This is a genomic window from Aureimonas glaciei, assembly GCF_014643375.1.
Lineage (GTDB): Bacteria > Pseudomonadota > Alphaproteobacteria > Rhizobiales > Rhizobiaceae > Plantimonas > Plantimonas glaciei.
This window is the reverse complement of record NZ_BMJJ01000003.1, coordinates 339,066-356,961: the sequence shown is the minus strand read 5'-3', so window position 1 is coordinate 356,961 and position 17,896 is coordinate 339,066. Positions and strand designations below refer to the sequence as shown.

Below are 17,896 nucleotides of genomic sequence, written 5' to 3'. Positions count from 1 at the left end.
TCAGCCTCCCAGTTTTTCGCGCAGGGCGATCATCGTCAGGGCCGCTTGCGCCGCGGCGCCGCCCTTGTTCAGCCGCTCCGGCAGCGCGCGCTCCAGCGCCTGCGCCTCGTTCTCGACGGTCAGGATGCCGTTGCCGATGGCGAGACCTTCCTGGAACGTCAGGTCCATCAAAGCGCGCGAGGATTCGTTCGAGACGATCTCGAAATGATAGGTCTCGCCGCGGATGACGCAGCCGAGCGCGACGAAGCCGTCATAGGCGGCGCCGCCCTCCTCGCCGCCGACGAGGGCGAAGCTGATGGCGGCGGGAATCTCCAGCGCGCCGGGCACCGTCACGACGTCGTAGGTCGCGCCGGCCGCGCCGAGCGCCGCCTTGGCGCCGGCCAGCTGGGCATCGGCGATGTGGTCGTAGAAGCGGGCCTCGATGACGAGGAGATGCGGAGCGGACATGGGTGACCCTTTGGCGTCGATGCTGGCGGCGGCGGGGCATTGCCCGGCGGCCGAAGCGCAGTCCTTACCTCAAGTCGGGCGGAAGGGATATCGAGACGTCGAGGGATATTGTCCGAGCGAGCCTCAGTTGCCGCGCGGGGAGCCCCGGCCCGGGACCCCGCTCTGCCCCCGCCGCCGCCCTGCGCCAGGCCATCAGACCGCCTGCGGCGTTCCCAGCAGCGTGCGGACGAAACGAATGGTGCGCGGATCAGTCGGGTGGCGGAAGATTTCCTCCGGGGGGCCGTGTTCGACGATCGTGCCGCCGTCGAGAAAGGCGACGCGGTGGGCGATCTGGTCGGCGAGGCGCAGGTCGTGCGTCGCCATCAGCATGGTCATTCCCTCCCCGGCCAGCTTGCCGAGAACCTCGACCACCTCAGCGGCGAGTTCCGGATCGAGCGCCGAGGTCGGCTCGTCGCACAGGAGAAGTTTTGGCGAGGCGGCGATGGCGCGGGCGATGGCGACACGCTGCTGCTGACCACCGGAGAGGGTCGCCGGCCAGGCGTCCGCCTTGTGGGCCATGCCGACCTTGTCGAGGAGGTCCATGGCATGCGCCCGGGCCTTGTCCGCCGACCACTTCCAGACGGTCACGAGCCCCTCCGTCACATTGTCGGCGACGCTGCGATGGGGAAAGAGCTGGAAATTCTGGAAGATCATGCCGGTCCGGCGGCGCATGGCGAGGATTTCCGCCTGCGGCGGCTTTCGGTCCGGCGCGAAGACGATGCGGGCGTCGCCGATCTCGAGCGTCCCGGCTTCGGGAATCTCGAGAAGGTTCGCCGTGCGCAGCAGCGTGCTCTTGCCGCTGCCGGACGGGCCGATCAGCGCCGTCACCTCTCCCTCCGGGATGTCGAGGTCGACGCCATTCAGGACTGTGTTCTCGCCAAAACGCTTGACGATGCCGGTGAGGCGGATCATGCGCCCTGCTCCAAAAAGCCGCCCTGTCGCCCGAACCGTTTTTCCAGCCGCCCCTGCAGCGCGGAGAGGACGGAGGACAGGATGAGATAGAGCAGCGCCGCCTCGACATAGAGGATCAGCGGTTCGTAGGTGACGGCGACGATGCGCTGCGCCTGCTGGAACAGCTCCGGCACGGTGATCGCGGCGGCGAGCGAGGTGTCCTTGACCAACGAGATGAAGGAGTTCGACAGCGGCGGCACGGCGACGCGCACCGCCTGCGGCACGATCGTGCGCCGCAGCGCCTGGCTCTGCGTCATCCCGACGGCATAAGCCGCCTCCCACTGCCCCTTGGTGATCGACGACAGCGCCGCCCGGATGATCTCCGACGTATAGGCGCCGACGCTGAGGCTGAAGCCGATCAGCGCCGCCGGAAAGGCGTCGATCAGGATGCCGAGGCTCGGCAGGCCGTAGAAGATGACGAAGAGCTGGACGAGCAGCGGCGTGCCGCGGATGAACCAGACGTAAAATCTGGCCATGAGAGCGATCGGCTTCGGCCCGAACAGGCGGGCGATCGCGATGAGGAAACCGAGCGTCAGGCCGAAGGCGAAGGAGAGAATCGCCAGCGGCACGGTGAAGGTGATCGCGGCTTGCACCAACGGCAGCAGCGAATCGAGCATCAGTTGCAAGGCGGGGGGCAAAGCGGTCCGTTCCTGTCGCACCGGGCACTCGGCCCGCGATGACGGCTCGTCGCAAGGGTCGGCGCTCCGCCCCTCACCCCGCCGTCTTCGTTCGTGTTCTCAAACTAGGGCGGCCGCGGCAGAGGTCACCCTCCGCCGCGGCCGAGCAGGAAATGCGCGGCCTTACTGCGAAACGTCGGTGCCAAAATACTTGTCGGAGATCGTCTTGTAGGTGCCGTCGGCGCGGATCGCGTCGAGCGCCGCGTCGATCGCGGCGACGAGCTCGGGATTGCCCTTCTGCACGATGATGCCCGAGGCTGCGGCCTCGTCCTGCGTCGCCACGATCTTCACCGGCGCGTCCGGCTTCTGCTTCTTGAAGTCGAGGAAGGAGAGGTTGTCGTTGATCGTCGCATCCGCGCGTCCCGTCAGGACGAGCTGGATCGACTGGTCGAAGCCGTCGGTGCCGACGAGGCTTGCGCCCGCCGTCTCGGCGATCTTGCCGTAGTTGGACGTCAGCGACTGCGCCGCGCGCAGGCCCTTGAGATCGGCGAAATCCTTGATCGCGTCATTGTCCGCCTTCACGATCAGCACGGCCTTGGAGACGATGTAGGGCTTCGAGAAGTCGAAGCGCGCCTGGCGCTCCTCGGTGATGCCAACCTGGTTGATGACGGCGTCGTAGCGGTCGGAGGCCAGGCCGGCAATCAGGCCGTCCCACTTGCCCTCAACGAACTCGGCCTTGACGCCGAGCTCCTTCGCCACGGCCTGGCCGATCTCGACGTCGAAGCCGACCAGCGCGCCCGAGGCGTCGTGGAAAGTGAAGGGCGCATAGGTGCCCTCGGTGCCGATGCGCAGCGCGCCGGCGGCCTTGACGTCGTCGAGGCTGCCAGCCGAGGCGGCGGTGCCGAGCGCGAGCAGGGCGAAGGCGGTAGCGAGAATGCGGGTCATGTCGGTGATTCCTGAATCCAGAGGCGCATCAAGCGCGTTGCCCGGAAACTCGGCATTTCGCTGCCCATTCTCAAGGCATGAATTGTCGTCGAAAGGCCAAAGGGGGGACGTTTGTTTCTCCCCAGCGGCTGCGACCGTGGCGCCGTCACGCTGGAAATGACGAGCGCAATTGCAGGCCGATGCCTAACCCTCTGGCCGAAGAGCGCTTGTCGTTCGGACCGGCTCAGACCGCGTCCGGCGCCTCAGCCGGCTTCGCGCGCGGCAAACAGCCGCTCGGCATAGCGGGCGATCTGGTCGATCTCGAGATTGACGCGGTCGCCCGCCTGCCGATCGCCCCAGGTGGTCACCGCGAGCGAGTGACGGATGAGGAGGACGTCGAAGAGGTCGTCGTCGACGCCGTTGACGGTCAGCGACGTGCCGTCGAGGCAGACCGAGCCCTTTTTCGCGATGTAGCGCTTGTGCGCGGGGTCGGCGCGGAGGGTGAAGCGGGTCGCTTCCCCTTCTTCCTCGCGCTTCACGATGTCGGCCATGGCGTCGACATGGCCGGAGACGAGGTGGCCGCCGAGCTCGTCGCCGAGCTTCAAAGCGCGCTCGAGGTTGATGCGTGTCCCCTCGCCCCAGTTGCCCGCCGTCGTCAGCCGCAACGCCTCTTCCCAGGCCTCGACCTCGAACCAGCGCTCGTTGCTGCCATGGTCGGGCAGCGCGGTGACGGTGAGGCAGACGCCGCTGCAGGCGATCGAGGCGCCGATGGCGATGCCCGCAGGCTCGTAGGCGGTCTCGACGCGCAGACGCTTGCCTTCGGCCAGCGGCGTGACGGATGCGATGCGGCCGATGTCGGTGACGATGCCGGTGAACATGGCACTTCCTAAAAGGTTCGGCGCTCGTATTCGCGCCAGAGGTCGGGGCCGAGCTGCAGCTGGCGGCCTGCCCGGAAGTCTGCCGGCATATCGGACGGGACGAGCGGCGATGCAATGCCGCCGGCGCCGACCAGAGTGTCGCCCGTGACGAGCACAATGCGGTCGACGAGGTTCTGCTCGAGGAAGGAGCGCGCCGTCTGCGCCCCGCCCTCCACGAGAAGGCTCGATATCCCGCGTGCGGCGAGATCGTCGAGCAGTTCCTCGAGCGCGATCCGGTCGGTGCCGGGCTCGGCCTCGCAGGCGATGAGCTCGCAGCCGGCGGCGCGAAAGGCAGCCGCGGCGGCGGGATCGCCGAGCACGGCGAAGGCGGTCGGCGTCTCGCTCGCGGTGCGGACGAGCCGCGACGACAGCGCCGTGCGCAGGCCGGCGTCGAGCACGATGCGCAGCGGCGAACGGCTTTCGAGGCCCGGCAGCCGGCAGGTCAGCGCCGGATCGTCCTCGTGGATGGTGCCGGCGCCGACGAGGATCGCGTCGTGGCGGGCCCGCAAGAGATGCGTCTGCGCATTGGCGACAGGGCCGGTGATCGCCACCTGGCCGCCGCCGCGGCGTCCGATCATGCCGTCGCGCGAGACGGCGAGCTTCAGCGTCACTTCCGGGCGCTTGCGCGTCAGTCGGGCGAGGTAGCCGGACATCGGCTGGCGGGCTTCGTCGGCCAGGAGATGGGGAACGACCGAAATGCCCCCGGCCCGCAGAATGGCGTGGCCGCGGCCGCTGACGCGCGGATCGGGATCGCCGGCCGCCGCGACGACGCGGGCGATTCCCGCCCGCACCAGAGCTTCCGCGCAGGGCGGCGTGCGGCCGTGATGGGCGCAGGGCTCGAGCGTGACATAGGCGGTGGCGCCGATGGCCAGGTCCCCGGCCTCCGTCAGCGCGATGGTCTCTGCATGCGGCCGCCCGCCCGGCGCGGTGATGCCGCGCCCGACGATCACAGGCCCGTCGCCGTCGTCGCGCACGATCAGCGTGCCGACGGAGGGGTTGGTGCCGGTCAGACCGACATGGCGTTCCGACAGGCGGATGGTCGCGGCCATGAAGCGGCGGTCGAGATCGGTGACGGGCGACGCGCGGCCGCTCTCCTCAAAACCAGGCTCGGCGGACGGACCGGCGCCATCGGTCCCGTCAGCCGGCGTCATCGGGTTCCCGCTTCGCAAGACCCGGATCCCCGGCTCCGGCCGTCTCGGCCGCGCCACTGTCGGCCAGCGCGGTCCCGGCCAAGGGCGGCAGCGACACCTCGGCATCCGGCGCCGGCACCGACCCGGCCAGTTCGCCGATCACGGCGGCGAAATCCTTCGCCTCGCGGAAATCGCGGTAGACCGAGGCGAAGCGGACATAGGCGACGTCGTCGAGCCCGCGCAGCGCCTCCATCACGAGGAGACCGATGTGGTCGGACTGGATGTCCGACTCACCCGTCGATTCCAGCTGGCGGACGATGCCCGAAATCATCCGCTCGATCCGGTCGGGATCGACCGCGCGCTTGCGCAGCGCGACCTGCACCGACCGCGCCAGCTTGTCGCGGTCGAAGGCGACGCGCCGGCCGGATTTCTTCACCACCACCAGCTCGCGCAGCTGCACGCGCTCGAAGGTGGTGAAGCGGCCCCCGCAGTCCGGGCAGACCCTGCGGCGGCGGATCGCGCCGCCATCCTCGGCCGGGCGCGAATCCTTCACCTGGCTGTCGAGAGAGCCGCAATAGGGGCATCGCATGCCGGCTTAGCCGAGGCCGTCGTAGATCGGGAAACGGGCCGTCATCGCCAGGATCTTTTCCTTCACCTGCGCCTCGACGGCGGCATTGCCCTCGTCGGAATTGGCGGCCTTCAGCCCGTCCAGCACCTCGACGATGAGCTTGCCGACCTCGCGGAACTCCTCGGTGCCGAAGCCGCGCGTGGTGGCGGCGGGGGTGCCGAGGCGGATGCCGGACGTGACCGCCGGCTTTTCCGGATCGTTCGGCACGGCGTTCTTGTTGCAGGTGATTCCGGCGCGGCCGAGCGCGATCTCCGAGGCCTTGCCGGTGAGGTTCTTCGGCCGGAGGTCGACCAGCATCAGATGCGTGTCGGTGCCGCCGGAGACGATGCCGAGGCCGCCCTCGACCAGCGTCTCGGCGAGCACCTTGGCGTTCTCGGCGACCGCCTTGATGTAGGTGCGGAAGCCCGGCGTCAGCGCCTCGCCGAAGGCGACCGCCTTGCCGGCGATGACGTGCATCAGCGGGCCGCCCTGCAGGCCGGGAAAGATCGCCGAGTTGATCTTCTTGGCGATCGCCTCGTCATTGGTCAGCACCAGGCCGCCGCGCGGGCCGCGCAGGGTCTTGTGCGTCGTCGAGGTCGCCACATGGGCATGCGGGAACGGGCTCGGATGCTGGCCGCCGGCGACGAGGCCGGCGAAATGCGCCATGTCGACCCAGAGAATCGCGCCGACCGCGTCGGCGATGGCGCGGAAGCGGGCAAAGTCGATCTGGCGGGAATAGGCCGAGCCGCCGGCGACGATGATGGCGGGCTTGGACTCCTGCGCGAGGCGCTCGACCTCGTCATAGTCGATGAGGCCGGTGGCCAGATCCAGGCCGTACTGCACGGCATTGAACCAGCGGCCGGACATGTTGGGCTTGGCGCCGTGCGTCAGATGGCCGCCGGCGTCGAGGCTCATGCCGAGCAGCGTCTCGCCGGGCTTCGACAGCGCCAAGAGCACCGCCTGGTTGGCCTGGCTGCCGGAATTCGGCTGGACGTTGGCATAGGCGCAGCCGAACATGGCCTTGGCGCGCTCGATCGCCAATTCCTCGACGACGTCGACATATTCGCAGCCGCCGTAGTAGCGGCGGCCCGGATAGCCCTCGGCATACTTGTTGGTGAGAACGGAGCCCTGCGCCTCCAGCACGGCGCGCGAGACGATGTTCTCTGAAGCGATCAGCTCGACCTCGTGGCGCTGGCGGTTCAATTCGCCGCGCATCGCTTTGAACAGGGCCGGATCGCTGGTCGCGATGCCATCGGTGAAGAAGCCGTCGAGGACGGTCGAGGTGTCGATTGCCGCGGACATTCCGGTCACTCCGAGTTCGGGGCGGGATCGCAAGTCGGCCCGCCGGATGCATTGAGGCGGATAACACATGTCCCGGATGCTCGCCACTCGTCCCGTCGCGACGGGGGCGGGCCGCAAACGGAACGGCCGGAGACGTTTCCGTCCCCGGCCGTGGGTTCAGGTGCCGGTGACGGCTCGGCAGACCCGTGTCAGCAGGTCAGTAGGGAATCTCTTCCGCCACCGCCATGCCGGCAGGCGCCGTCTGATCGTTCATCGCCAGGAGCTCGGAGCCGTCGCGGCGATAGATGTCGTCGCGGAACTGCACCACCGACGGATCGGTCGCCCAGGCGGAGATGTAGGTGAAGTAGACCGGCACCGGGTTCGACAGGTCGATGTCCTGGCGCTCGCGCGTCGCGATCACCTGCTCGATGCGCTGGCGATCCCAGCCCGGCACGTCGCGCGCCAGCCAAACGACGAGGTCGCGCACGTTCTGGACGCGCACGCAGCCCGACGATTCGAAGCGCATCAGCTTTGAGAACAGGCTCTGCTGCGGCGTGTCGTGCATGTAGACAGCATGCTCGTTCGGGAAGTTGATCTTCACCGAGGACATCGCGTTGTTCTTGCCGGGGTTCTGGCGGAACAGATAGCGCGTCGCATCCTCCGAATTCCAGTTGATCGTCTCCGGCGGGATCTCGCTGCCGTCGGGGGCGAAGATGTGGATGTCGTTCTTCGCCAGATACGTCGGATCCTTCTGCATCAGCGGAATGATGTCCTTGCGGACGATCGAGACCGGCGCATGCCAGTAGGGATTGAGGTTGAGGTTGGTGATCTTGGAATTCAGGATTGGCGTCTGACGGTCGATCTTGCCGACGACAGCGGTGTGGCGCTGCACGACGCGGCCGTTCTCGACCGCCTCGATCGCCGCGGCCGGGACGTTGACCATGACGAAGCGGTCGCCGAGCGGGCCGGACATGGACTGCAGGCGGACGATGTTGGTCTGCAGCTGGCCGAGGCGAATGTCGGCCGGCACGTTCAGCGCCTTGAAGGTATAGGTCGAGACGACGCCGTCGTCGGGCAGGCCGTGACGCGCCTGGAAGCGCTTGGCGGCGGCATCGACATAGCTGTCGAAGGCAGGCGACATGCCAGCCGACTGCGCGAGGTCGCCGGAGACCATCAGGCGCTGGCGAAGCGTGGCGACCGAGGGATCGACCACGCCGAGCTGCAGCTTCGCCTGGTCGGGCACCATCGGCCAGCCACCGGCCGAGACGATGCCGCGATAGGTCTCGAGCGCCTGCTGCATCGAGCCGACGGTATTGGGCGAGAAGACCGGCTGGTTCGAGGCGACCCTGACCGTGGTCGATCCGCCGGTGTCGAACTGATCTTTCCAGTTGCCGCGGCGCGGCGCGGCCAGGAGGCCATCGAGAGCGGACTGCGCGTGACCGGCAACCGGCAGCATCGCGGCACCGGCCGCCGCCGCGCCGGTGAAGAAGGTGCGGCGCGACATGCCTCGCGTGCCCATGCCCTTGGTGGCTTTCGTCATATCTACCTCGTCAATGCTGCGGCCCTGGTCGGTCGCGTGTCGGCACGCACTATCGCGCCGACGTGGTAAACGGAAAGACAACGCCGCCGAGAGGCCCGTCTTTCGCGCATCCCGCGCCGTTGACCCGTGAAAAGTCACGGCAATATGGCCAAAGCGTGAATCGCGGCGAAAGGCGCTGGCACCTCTTCGTGAAGACGCTGCCGAGCCTTCCGGCAACGCGCACCGACGCCTTCTTCGAACGCAAAAAACGCGGCCTTCGAACGCAAAAACGCGGCGCCCGACGAGGACCGGCAGAAGCCGTTCCTCGTCGAAGCGCCGCGCGCGGAGAGAGTCTTCGTCCTACAGGCGGTAGAGGATCTGGTCGTTCCAGAACCGGTCGAGCAGCTGCAGCGACTTGTTCATCTTCTGGAATTCCTGCTCGTCGAGGCCGCCGACCTTGTCGATCGAGCCGATGTGGCGGTCGTAGAGCTCGGCGACCATGGTCGCGACCTCGGCGCCGGCCTTGGTCAGCTGGACGCGGACGGCGCGGCGGTCGACGCGGGAGCGCTGGTGGTCGATGAAGCCGAGGTCGACCAGCTTCTTCAGATTGTAGGAGACGTTCGAGCCGAGATAGAAACCGCGGGAGCGCAGCTCGCCGGCGGTGAGGACGCTGTCGCCGATGTTGAAGAGCAGCAGGGCCTGCACCGCGTTGATGTCGGTCCGGCCGGCGCGGTCGAACTCGTCCTTGACCACGTCGAGCAGGCGGCGGTGCAGCCGCTCGACCAACTGCAGGGTCTCGAGATAGAGCGACTTCAGTTCCAGCTTCGGGGCGGCAGGCGCTGAGGCATCATGCCTGATCTGCGTCTTCATGTGTATTCTCCGCTGTTTTCTTTTGATGAGTGCTCTTAACTCGGCTTCATCTTGAGACCAACATTACGGGGCGCATCTAAAATTCGACTTAAAACCCAGGCTTAATGCAGTCTTACCTGGCAGCATCACGCGACTTGCTTAATGAAATCAGTTCGATTCCTTACCGTTTTATTGCAAAGGCCGGGGATCAAGGGCGGCGCAGGCGGCGCCAGCGCTCCCACCAGGCGATGGTCCTGAGAACGACGTAGAGCGACAGGCCGACGAGGTGAAACAGCAGCCAGGGCGTCGGGGGCCCGAACAAAGCGGGAAAGCCGAGATGCATGAAGGCCTCGACCAGGGCCACGATCACCCAGATCACGACGCCCCAGGAAACCGTCATCCACAGGCCGACGCCGGCCACCGGCGCCAGCACGGCGAGCATCGTTGCCGCCGCCTTCCACCAGATCGGCATCAGGTCGAATCGCCAGAGCGGGCCGTCATAGATGCCGACCAGCCGGATCCAGTAGAAGACGCCGATCACGAACAGCACGATGGCCGAGAGGCGCACCAGCCAGATCGACAGCACGCGGTTGCGCCGTTCCGCCCTGTCCGGCGCCGAGGATTCCAGTGTCATGCGGCCTTTCGAACGGGGTGCGGCATCGGACGCCTCTCCTGGCAAAGCTGGGGCGCCGGGGCCGCGTGGCTCGGCCGGGTCGATCAAACCGCAGCGCCGAGTGCGCCTTGGGCGGGAGGCCAGACGCTAAGGGTGCCCGCCCGTCCCGTCAATCGAGCCCCCCTCGCGGACCGCCGCCGCGACCGGCTTCGACCGCGCGGCGGTTGAAGCGCCCCCCCGCTATCGCCTAGAAGACAGGCGGAGCGACATTTCCTGTGAAGACTTCGCGGGCCGGAAGGCCACGCGAGAACAAGGACCCACCCCATGGCCAAGCGCAGCGACATCTCCGAGAAGATCGACAGCGCGACCGGCGGGCTGCGGCTGCGGCGGCTGCGCCAGAACGACTGGACGCGCCGGCTGGTGCGCGAGACGAAGGTCTCGGTCGACGATCTCATCTGGCCGATCTTCGTGCGCGACGGCGACGGCGAGGACCAGAAAGTGGACTCGATGCCGGGCGTCTTCCGCCTGTCCGTCGCCCGCTGCGTCGATGCGGCGAAGGAGGCGCGCGACCTCGGCATTCCGGTGATCGCGCTGTTTCCCTACACCGAGCAGGCGCAGCGCGACGAGCGCGGCACCGAGGCGCTGAACGAGGGCAACCTCGTCTGCACCGCCGTCCGCGCGATGAAGGCGGCGGTGCCGGAAGTCGGCATTCTCTGCGACGTGGCGCTCGACCCCTACACCAGCCACGGCCATGACGGCATCCTGCGCGGCGACTGCATCGACAACGACGAGTCGGTGGAGGTGCTGTGCCAGCAGGCGCTCGTCCAGGCGCAGGCGGGCTGCGACATCATCGGCCCCTCCGACATGATGGACGGGCGCGTCGCCTGCATCCGCTCGGCGCTCGACGGCGCGGGCCTGCGCGACACGCTGATCATGTCCTATGCGGCGAAATACGCGTCCGCATTCTACGGGCCCTTCCGCGACGCGGTCGGCTCGGGCGGCATGCTGAAGGGCGACAAGCGCACCTACCAGATGGACTACCACAATGGCGACGAGGCGATCCGCGAGGCCGAGCTCGACATCGCCGAGGGCGCCGACATGATCATGGTCAAGCCCGGCATGCCCTATCTCGACATCGTCTCGCGCCTCGCCCGGGAGTTCGAGATGCCGACCTTCGCCTACCAGACCTCGGGCGAGTATTCGATGATCATGGCGGCTGCCGGCAATGGCTGGATCGACGGCGAGCGCGCGATGATGGAGAGCATCACCGGCTTCAAGCGGGCGGGCGCCGCCGGCGTCCTCAGCTATTTCTCGCCGCGCGTCGCCCGCAAGCTGCGCGAGGGCTGAAACCCGCGCGCCAATATTGCAGATTTGTCGCTGCGATCCCACTTGAAGACAGAACGGTGAGAGCTTTTGCTCTCCCGCCTCTGCAGCGCGCAGGGCGGCGGCCGGAACGGATCAGGAGATCGAGACAGAGATGAGCGAGCACAGTGCGCAGTTCCAGGAACGCGACGCCTACACCGCCGACCGTCTCTATGACGGCGTGCGCCGGCGCCGCATGGCGGCGTTCGTCCTCGACTACGCCATCGTCCTTCTCCTGTCGGTGCCGACGGCGCTGATCGTCTTCCTGTTCGGCATCGTCACCCTCGGCCTCGGCTGGCTGCTCTACGGCATCCTCCTGCCGGTGATCGCCATCGTCTATATCGGCACGACCATGGGCGGCCGATCGCAGGCGACGCTCGGCATGCGGATGGCGGGGCTGCGGCTGGTGCGGCTCGATGGCGTTCTGGTCGATCCGATCCTGGCGATCCTGCACGGCGTGGTGTTTTGGGCGTCGAACGCCGTGCTGACGCCCTTCATCCTCCTCGTCGGCTTGTTCACCCCCCGCAAGCAGCTGCTGCAGGACCTGTTGCTCGGGACGGTCGTCGTCCGCGATCGATAACCGGCAGGCGGCCGCGGGCGCCGATGCCGTCCTCGCTCTCGCAGCGTCGTATCGTCGCCCCGGTCGCCAGGAGCCGTTTAGGCCATTCGGGCGGCGTCGATGGATGTTTCCTTCGGGGCTGCGGTGTGATTAGTATTTCGACAGACCGGATCAGTGAGCGGTTGCAGGGAAGGAGACTGGCGTGCTGATGACGGCGCATCCTCAGACACCGCAGTTCTTCCTGACCTCTCCGACCCCCTGCCCCTATCTACCCGGCCAGCTCGAGCGCAAAGTCTTCACCCACCTCGTCGGGGAGAAGGCGCCCGAACTCCTGGACCTCTTGACGCAGGGGGGCTTTCGCCGCAGCCAGAACATCGCCTACCGTCCCGCCTGCGAGCGTTGCCGTGCCTGCATGTCGGTGCGGATCGTCGTCGACGAGTTCGAGCCGACGAAATCGATGCGCCGCGTCATGGCCCGCAACCGCGACATCGTCGGTCGGATGGACGCCGCCGTTCCTTCCAGCGAGCAGTATTCCCTGTTCCGCCGCTATCTCGACGACCGCCACGCCAAGGGCGGCATGTCGGAAATGTCGGTGCTCGACTATGCCATGATGGTGGAGGACAGCCAGGTCGACACGCGCCTCATCCAGTACCGGGTGCGCGGCCCGGATTCGAGTTTTACCCGCGCCTCGGACGGCGCGCTGATCGGCGCCGCGCTCAGCGACGTGATGGGCGACGGCATGTCGATGGTCTATTCCTTCTTCGAGCCGGGGGAACACGAGCGCAGTCTCGGCACCTTCATGATCCTCGACCATATCGAGCGCACGAAAAGGCTCGGCCTGCCCTATCTCTATCTCGGCTACTGGGTGAAGGGTTCGCGCAAGATGGACTACAAGGTCCGCTATCAGCCGCAGGAGCACCTGCAGTCGAAGGGCTGGGAGCGTTACAAGCCGGGCGGCGCGGCACAGCCGGACCGCCGCGACGCGGAGACCGGCCCCGCTGACGGCTCGAGAATTGCCCCCGCCGGATTGTAGGCAGCCCAGGGCCGAAGGACTGTTCGAGGACGACGCTGCCGTCTCGATGGTGGCCATCCGGATGGCTCTGCTCTCATCGTCATCCTCGCGCGCAGCGCAGGGATCCATGCCCGGACTGATCAGACTTTGCGTCCAGCATTGCGGTCGTTCCTGAGCCGCAGCCATGGCCTCAATGTCCGGGCATGGATCCCGGATCAAGGTCGGGATGACTGTTCGGAAGAAACAGTGCTTCGCGCTTTGCAGGCCATGAAGCTTCCTGCGACCTTCTCAGTCTAGTCATCCCGGGCTTGACCCGGGACCCATGCCGAAACGGTGTCGCGGCCCCATCGGGTCAGGATCGGGAATGTCCGCCGTCCTCGATTTTGTTCAGCGATTTGAAATGGGTCCCGGATCAAGTCCGGGATGACGATTCGTTGAGGACGGTGCCTCGCGTTCGGCAGGCGGTGACACCGTCTGCCATCCTCCAACATCCGTCATCCCGGGCTTGACCCCGTACCAATGCTGGCTCAGGCCTTCTTCACCCAGCGCCGATCCTCGCTCTGCTGCCAGTAGGTGACCGCGTGTCCGGCTGCCTTCTCGCTGGTCCAGCGGGCTCTGGCCCCGGCCAGCTGCTCGGTGTCGTGGCCGTCGAAGAGGTAGACGCCGCGCACATAGGGTTCCAGCGAGGCCGGCACCGCCCCCTCGACCATGAAGCGGACTTGCGGATCGTTGCCGGCCTGCGCCGGGTCGATGGTGAGGAGGATCGGCTGCAGCGCGCCGCTGGAATCGGCGTCGGTGCCGTGCGGCAGGAAGGATTCCTCGCGAAACGTCCAGAGATGGTGGTCGAGCGCATCGCGGCGCTCAGGCGTCACCGCCTGGACGACGACGCGCCAGCCCCGCGCGAGGCTCTTCTCGAGGAGGTCGGGCAGCGCCTCCTCGAGCCGGCTTTCGGTGAGATGATAGAAGAGGACTTCGGCCACCCCCGCCTCCGCTTCCGCCCTTCCGGGCTATTTCGCCTCGTAATGCGTCTCGACCAGCCGGTTCAGGAGGCGCACGCCAAAGCCCGAGGCCCAGGACTGGTTGTACTCGTTCGCCGGCGAGCCCATGGCGGTGCCGGCGATGTCGAGATGGGCCCAGGGCACGTCGTTGACGAAGCGCTGCAGGAACTGCGCCGCGGTGATCGAGCCGGCGGCCCGGCCGCTGCCGACATTCTTGATGTCAGCGAACTTGCCCTCGATGAGCTTGTCGTATTCCGGCCCCAGCGGTAGCCGCCAGACCTTCTCGCCCGTCACCTTGCCCGCCGCGTGCAGGCGCTCGGACAGCTCGTCATTGTTGGAGAAGAGGCCCGCCTGATGGTTGCCGAGCGCCACGATGACGGCGCCGGTCAGCGTCGCCAGGTCGATCATGAATTTCGGCTGAAAGCGGTCCTGGCAGTACCAGAGCGCGTCGGCGAGGACGAGCCGGCCTTCCGCATCCGTGTTGATCACCTCGATCGTGGTGCCCGACATCGCCGTGACGATGTCGCCCGGGCGCTGCGCCTTGCCGTCGACGGCATTCTCGACGAGGCCGACGATGCCGATGACGTTGACCTTCGCCTTGCGCCCGGCGAGCGCGCGCATCAGCCCGACGACGGCGGCCGAGCCGCCCATGTCGCCCTTCATGTCCTCCATGCCGCCGGCCGGCTTGATCGAGATGCCGCCGGTGTCGAAGACGACGCCCTTGCCGACGAAGGCGATCGGCGCCTCGCCCTCCGGCCCGCCCCACCAGCGCATGACGGCGAGGCGCGCGCCGCGCTCCGAACCCTGGGCGACGCCGAGCAGCGCGAACATCTTCAGCTTGGTCATCTCGGCCTCGCCGAGGATCTCGACGTCGATCCCCTGCGCCGCAAGCCCCTTGATCTGCTCGGCATACTCCACAGGCCCAAGAACGTTGGCGGGCTCGTTGACGAGATCGCGGGCGAGGATGACGCCCTCGACGATGGCCGCCTCGATCTCGAACGCGGCGCTCGTGGCGGCGACGTCGCCGACGGCGAGCGTCACGGCGGTGGCGACGTCGGCGTCGTCCTCCTCGCCGTTCTTCTTCGGCTTCTTCGACTTGTAGCGATCGAAATCATAGGCGCGCAGCAGCACGCCGGCGGCGATTCCGGCGGCGGCCTCGGGCGGGAGCGCGCCGTCCGAGCCATCGCACCAGATCGTGACCGCCTCGGCCTTCTTGGTCTTGGAGGCCACAGTGCCGCCGAGCTTCAGCCAATCTTCCTCGCCGGCCGCAGTGTCGCCCTTGGTGCCGACGACGAGCAGGCGCTCGAAGGCGACCCCGGCCGGCGCGACGATGTCCAGCGTCGACAGGCGCTTGCCCGTGAACTTCTGCGAGGCGGCGGCCCGCGCGACGGTCTCGGCGATCGCCGCCGGCACCGAGGCCGAAAGCGCCGCGCCCTCGCCGGCGAACAGGGCCAGCACGCCCTTCCCGGTCAATTCCATCGTGGCAAAGTGGACGGACGGGCGTATCGACATGGAGACTCCGATCGGGAAGCGTTCGCGGGGGCCGGCGACTTCGGCGCCTGGCCTGGGATGGCTTAGGACAAGCGTGATGCGTTGGCCACAGCCTCTATCATGGAAACATGCACCCGCTTTGCAAGGGACGCGGCGGGGGGTAAGAATTTGTTAACCGTGTTCGTTGGCCCTTCTTTAGCCAAGCTGCTGCAGTCTGCCGGCGAGCAGTGAATGATCGTCACCATCGGGGTGTTCGCCCGTCTCACCGTCCCACCAGCCGAGAAGTACCCTTGAACCGATGACGCCATGAGCCTTCTCGAGCGCTATATCTTCAAGCGGGCCCTGGGCTTCAGCCTGGCGTCGCTGATGTCGCTGGTGCTGATCGTGTGGGTCGTGCAGGCGCTGCAGCGCATCGATATCGTGCGCACCAGCGCCTCGGCCGCGGGCAACATCTTCTGGATCGCCCTGATGCTGGTCCCGGACCTGGCCGCCGGCGTCGTGCCCTTCGCCATCATCATCGGCGCCATCCAGGCGCTCAACGCCCTGAACGCCGACAGCGAGCGCGCCGTGATCGCCGCCAGCGGCGCCTCCAGCGCCGTGGTGGTCAAGCCGATACTGGCACTCGGCATGGTGGCCGCCCTGCTTCTGCTGGTCCTGTCGCATGTCGTCGGCCCCGCGGCGCAACGCGGCTTCTACAATGGTCTCCGGACCATCAACGCCGACGCCATCACGCTGTTTCTGCAGCCGGGCCGCTTCGTCGAGATCCAGGACGGCCTGATCATCAGCATCGGCGCCGTGAACGGCTCGACCGTCGACAGCCTGTTCCTGTCCGACCTGCGCGATCCGACCGCCGATCTGACCTACTTCGCCAAGCAGGCGCAGATCCTGCAGCGCGACCAGGCCTCCTATCTCCTGCTGATCGACGGCCAGCTGCACCGCAAGACCGTGGCGGACGGCGCCACGTCGATCATCCAGTTCCAGACCTACGCCTTCGATCTCGCCAGCCTGAAGCCGGAAGGAAGCGACGACTGGGTCCGCACGTCGGAGCGGCCGACGGGCGAGCTTCTGTTTCCCGATCTGAACGATCCCGACTACCAGAGCAAGCCGGCGAGTTTCACCAAGGAACTGGCGCAGCGGTTTAGCGACTGGCTCTACCCGATCGCCTTCGCGCTCTGGGCCCTCGTGGTCGCCGGCCACCCGCGAACCAATCGCCAGGGCGCTGGCCCGGCGATGGTGCTCGGCCTTTCCGGCGCCCTCGTGCTGAAGGCGCTCGGTTTCGTCTCGCTGTCCCTCGTCGACCGCAATGTTCAGTTGCAGCTGGTGGTCTATCTGGTACCGCTGGCCTCGATCGCCTTCAGCATCCTGTTGCTCTACGCCAATGTGAACGTCTCGGATCTCAGCCTCGTGCGCCGGACGGGCGACGCCGTGCGGGCGATCGCCCAGAGCGGCGCCGCGCTCTGGCCGGGCGCGAGCCCGGCGGGCGGAAAGGCGGGCCGGCGATGAGAGCGACGCTGAACCAGTACTTTTTCCGGCGCTACATCGTCAGTTTCTTCTCGTCGATCGTCGTCGTCTTCGCGCTGATCTACCTCATCGATATGATCGAGGTGTCGCGGCGGGGCCGCTTCGCCGATGTCGGATTCACCACGATCGCGCTGGTTTCGGCGCTGCGGGTGCCCTCCTTCGTCGAACAGGCCTTTCCCTTCATCGTCCTGTTCTCGTCGATCTTCACGCTGCTGTCGCTGAACAAGCGGCTGGAACTGGTCGTCGCCCGGGCGGCCGGGGTCTCGGTCTGGCAGATTCTGACGCCTTTCGTCCTCGGCTCCGTCCTTCTCGGCGTCGCGGCGACGCTGGCCTACAATCCGCTCGCCGCCCTCGCCCAGGCGCAGTCCGCCCTCATCGAGACATCGCTCGCCCGCGGCGACACCACCTCGGACGACGATTCGCCGCCCTGGCTCCGTCAGACCGGCGAAGGCGTCGATTCCATCATCGGCGCCAAGTCTGTGGCGCGGGGCGGACTGCAACTGGGGGGCGTGACCGCCTTCATCCTGGGAACCGACGGCGCGGTGCGCGAGCGCATCGACGCCCCCAATGCCGTGCTCGAGAACGGCGCCTGGGAACTGTCCTCCCCCGTTCTCAGCCGAGTCGGCTATGCGCCGCGCAAGCTCGACAGCTACCGCCTGCCGACGACGCTCAGGCCGGAATATGTCGAGCAGAAACTGGCCGATCCGCAGGCGATCCCGATCTGGGACCTTCATGCCAAGATCGAAGTGGCCCGGAGTCTCGGCTACAACTCCGATGCTTTTTCGATGCATTACAACACTTTGATCGCCAAGCCGGCGCTGTTCGTGGCGATGACGCTCCTGGCGGCCACAGTCGCGATGCAGTTTGCCCGTACCGGGCAGTCGACACGCACGATAGTCGGTGGCATCGCTGCCGGCTTCGTGCTTTACGTCGTAACGTTCCTGGCTCAGGCGCTGGGAAGCAATGCTGTGGTACCGCCGGTCATCGCCGCGTGGTTCCCGGTCGTGGCGGCGGGATTGTTCGGGGTGACGATCCTGCTGCACCAAGAGGATGGTTAGT

18 protein-coding genes are annotated in these 17,896 nt (G+C 67.2%); 5 read left to right on the top strand and 13 right to left on the bottom strand.

The window, feature by feature from the left end; genetic code table 11:
- The 11 genes from IEX88_RS08410 to IEX88_RS08360 form a co-directional block, all read right to left on the bottom strand.
- Nucleotides 1-447, bottom strand: a complete 447-nt coding sequence (locus tag IEX88_RS08410; RefSeq protein ID WP_188850134.1) for a 6,7-dimethyl-8-ribityllumazine synthase — start codon at nucleotides 445-447, stop codon at nucleotides 1-3.
- Between the two features lie 192 nt (nucleotides 448-639).
- Nucleotides 640-1,398 carry an amino acid ABC transporter ATP-binding protein gene (locus IEX88_RS08405; RefSeq protein ID WP_188850133.1) on the bottom strand — a complete coding sequence of 253 codons (759 nt, stop codon included), beginning with the start codon at nucleotides 1,396-1,398 and terminating at the stop codon, nucleotides 640-642.
- Nucleotides 1,395-2,075, bottom strand: a complete 681-nt coding sequence (locus IEX88_RS08400; protein ID WP_188850132.1) for an ABC transporter permease subunit — start codon at nucleotides 2,073-2,075, stop codon at nucleotides 1,395-1,397. Before IEX88_RS08400 ends, IEX88_RS08405 begins: the two co-directional genes overlap by 4 nt.
- Before the next feature lie 162 nt (nucleotides 2,076-2,237).
- Nucleotides 2,238-2,999, bottom strand: coding sequence for an amino acid ABC transporter substrate-binding protein (locus IEX88_RS08395; protein ID WP_188850131.1), 762 nt, complete (start codon nucleotides 2,997-2,999; stop codon nucleotides 2,238-2,240).
- A gap of 242 nt (nucleotides 3,000-3,241) precedes the next feature.
- Nucleotides 3,242-3,856 (bottom strand): riboflavin synthase, encoded by a 615-nt coding sequence (locus tag IEX88_RS08390; RefSeq protein WP_188850130.1) that lies wholly within the window; start codon nucleotides 3,854-3,856, stop codon nucleotides 3,242-3,244.
- A gap of 8 nt (nucleotides 3,857-3,864) precedes the next feature.
- Nucleotides 3,865-4,944 carry a bifunctional diaminohydroxyphosphoribosylaminopyrimidine deaminase/5-amino-6-(5-phosphoribosylamino)uracil reductase RibD gene (gene ribD, locus IEX88_RS08385; RefSeq protein WP_244640004.1) on the bottom strand — a complete coding sequence of 360 codons (1,080 nt, stop codon included), beginning with the start codon at nucleotides 4,942-4,944 and terminating at the stop codon, nucleotides 3,865-3,867.
- 88 nt (nucleotides 4,945-5,032) lie between these two features.
- The gene (nrdR, locus tag IEX88_RS08380) at nucleotides 5,033-5,614 is read right to left on the bottom strand and encodes a transcriptional regulator NrdR (protein ID WP_188850128.1); all 582 of its coding nucleotides are present in this window, start codon (nucleotides 5,612-5,614) and stop codon (nucleotides 5,033-5,035) included.
- Between the two features lie 6 nt (nucleotides 5,615-5,620).
- Entirely contained in the window at nucleotides 5,621-6,934 is a 1,314-nt protein-coding gene (glyA, locus tag IEX88_RS08375) for a serine hydroxymethyltransferase (RefSeq protein WP_188850127.1), read from the bottom strand.
- Nucleotides 6,935-7,130: 196 nt separating this feature from the next.
- A complete protein-coding gene (locus IEX88_RS08370; protein ID WP_244639955.1) occupies nucleotides 7,131-8,453 on the bottom strand; it encodes a L,D-transpeptidase family protein in 1,323 nt (440 codons plus the stop codon).
- A gap of 339 nt (nucleotides 8,454-8,792) precedes the next feature.
- Nucleotides 8,793-9,302, bottom strand: coding sequence for a transcriptional regulator LdtR (ldtR, locus tag IEX88_RS08365; protein ID WP_188850126.1), 510 nt, complete (start codon nucleotides 9,300-9,302; stop codon nucleotides 8,793-8,795).
- A gap of 187 nt (nucleotides 9,303-9,489) precedes the next feature.
- Nucleotides 9,490-9,915, bottom strand: coding sequence for a DUF6163 family protein (locus IEX88_RS08360; protein WP_188850125.1), 426 nt, complete (start codon nucleotides 9,913-9,915; stop codon nucleotides 9,490-9,492).
- Between the two features lie 303 nt (nucleotides 9,916-10,218).
- Here IEX88_RS08360 and hemB point away from each other — a divergent pair, with 303 nt between their 5' ends.
- The 3 genes from hemB (at nucleotide 10,219) to IEX88_RS08345 (ending at nucleotide 12,848) form a co-directional block, all read left to right on the top strand.
- A complete protein-coding gene (gene hemB / locus IEX88_RS08355) occupies nucleotides 10,219-11,241 on the top strand; it encodes a porphobilinogen synthase (RefSeq protein ID WP_188850124.1) in 1,023 nt (340 codons plus the stop codon).
- Nucleotides 11,242-11,371: 130 nt separating this feature from the next.
- Entirely contained in the window at nucleotides 11,372-11,836 is a 465-nt protein-coding gene (locus tag IEX88_RS08350; RefSeq protein ID WP_188850123.1) for an RDD family protein, read from the top strand.
- A 187-nt stretch (nucleotides 11,837-12,023) separates the two neighbouring features.
- Nucleotides 12,024-12,848, top strand: coding sequence for an arginyltransferase (locus IEX88_RS08345; RefSeq protein ID WP_188850122.1), 825 nt, complete (start codon nucleotides 12,024-12,026; stop codon nucleotides 12,846-12,848).
- Between the two features lie 506 nt (nucleotides 12,849-13,354).
- Here the strand turns inward: IEX88_RS08345 and IEX88_RS08340 are convergent.
- The gene (locus IEX88_RS08340; protein ID WP_188850121.1) at nucleotides 13,355-13,807 is read right to left on the bottom strand and encodes a DNA polymerase III subunit chi; all 453 of its coding nucleotides are present in this window, start codon (nucleotides 13,805-13,807) and stop codon (nucleotides 13,355-13,357) included.
- Between the two features lie 27 nt (nucleotides 13,808-13,834).
- On the bottom strand, nucleotides 13,835-15,337 hold the full coding sequence (locus IEX88_RS08335; RefSeq protein WP_188850120.1) for a leucyl aminopeptidase: 1,503 nt from the start codon (nucleotides 15,335-15,337) through the stop codon (nucleotides 13,835-13,837).
- A 285-nt stretch (nucleotides 15,338-15,622) separates the two neighbouring features.
- Here IEX88_RS08335 and IEX88_RS08330 point away from each other — a divergent pair, with 285 nt between their 5' ends.
- Together IEX88_RS08330 and lptG are read left to right on the top strand one after the other, a co-directional pair.
- Nucleotides 15,623-16,819 (top strand): LptF/LptG family permease, encoded by a 1,197-nt coding sequence (locus IEX88_RS08330; RefSeq protein ID WP_188850119.1) that lies wholly within the window; start codon nucleotides 15,623-15,625, stop codon nucleotides 16,817-16,819.
- A complete protein-coding gene (gene lptG / locus IEX88_RS08325; protein ID WP_188850118.1) occupies nucleotides 16,816-17,895 on the top strand; it encodes an LPS export ABC transporter permease LptG in 1,080 nt (359 codons plus the stop codon). The genes IEX88_RS08330 and lptG overlap by 4 nt, the downstream gene beginning before the upstream one ends.
- The last annotated feature ends 1 nt before the right edge of the window (nucleotide 17,896 follow it).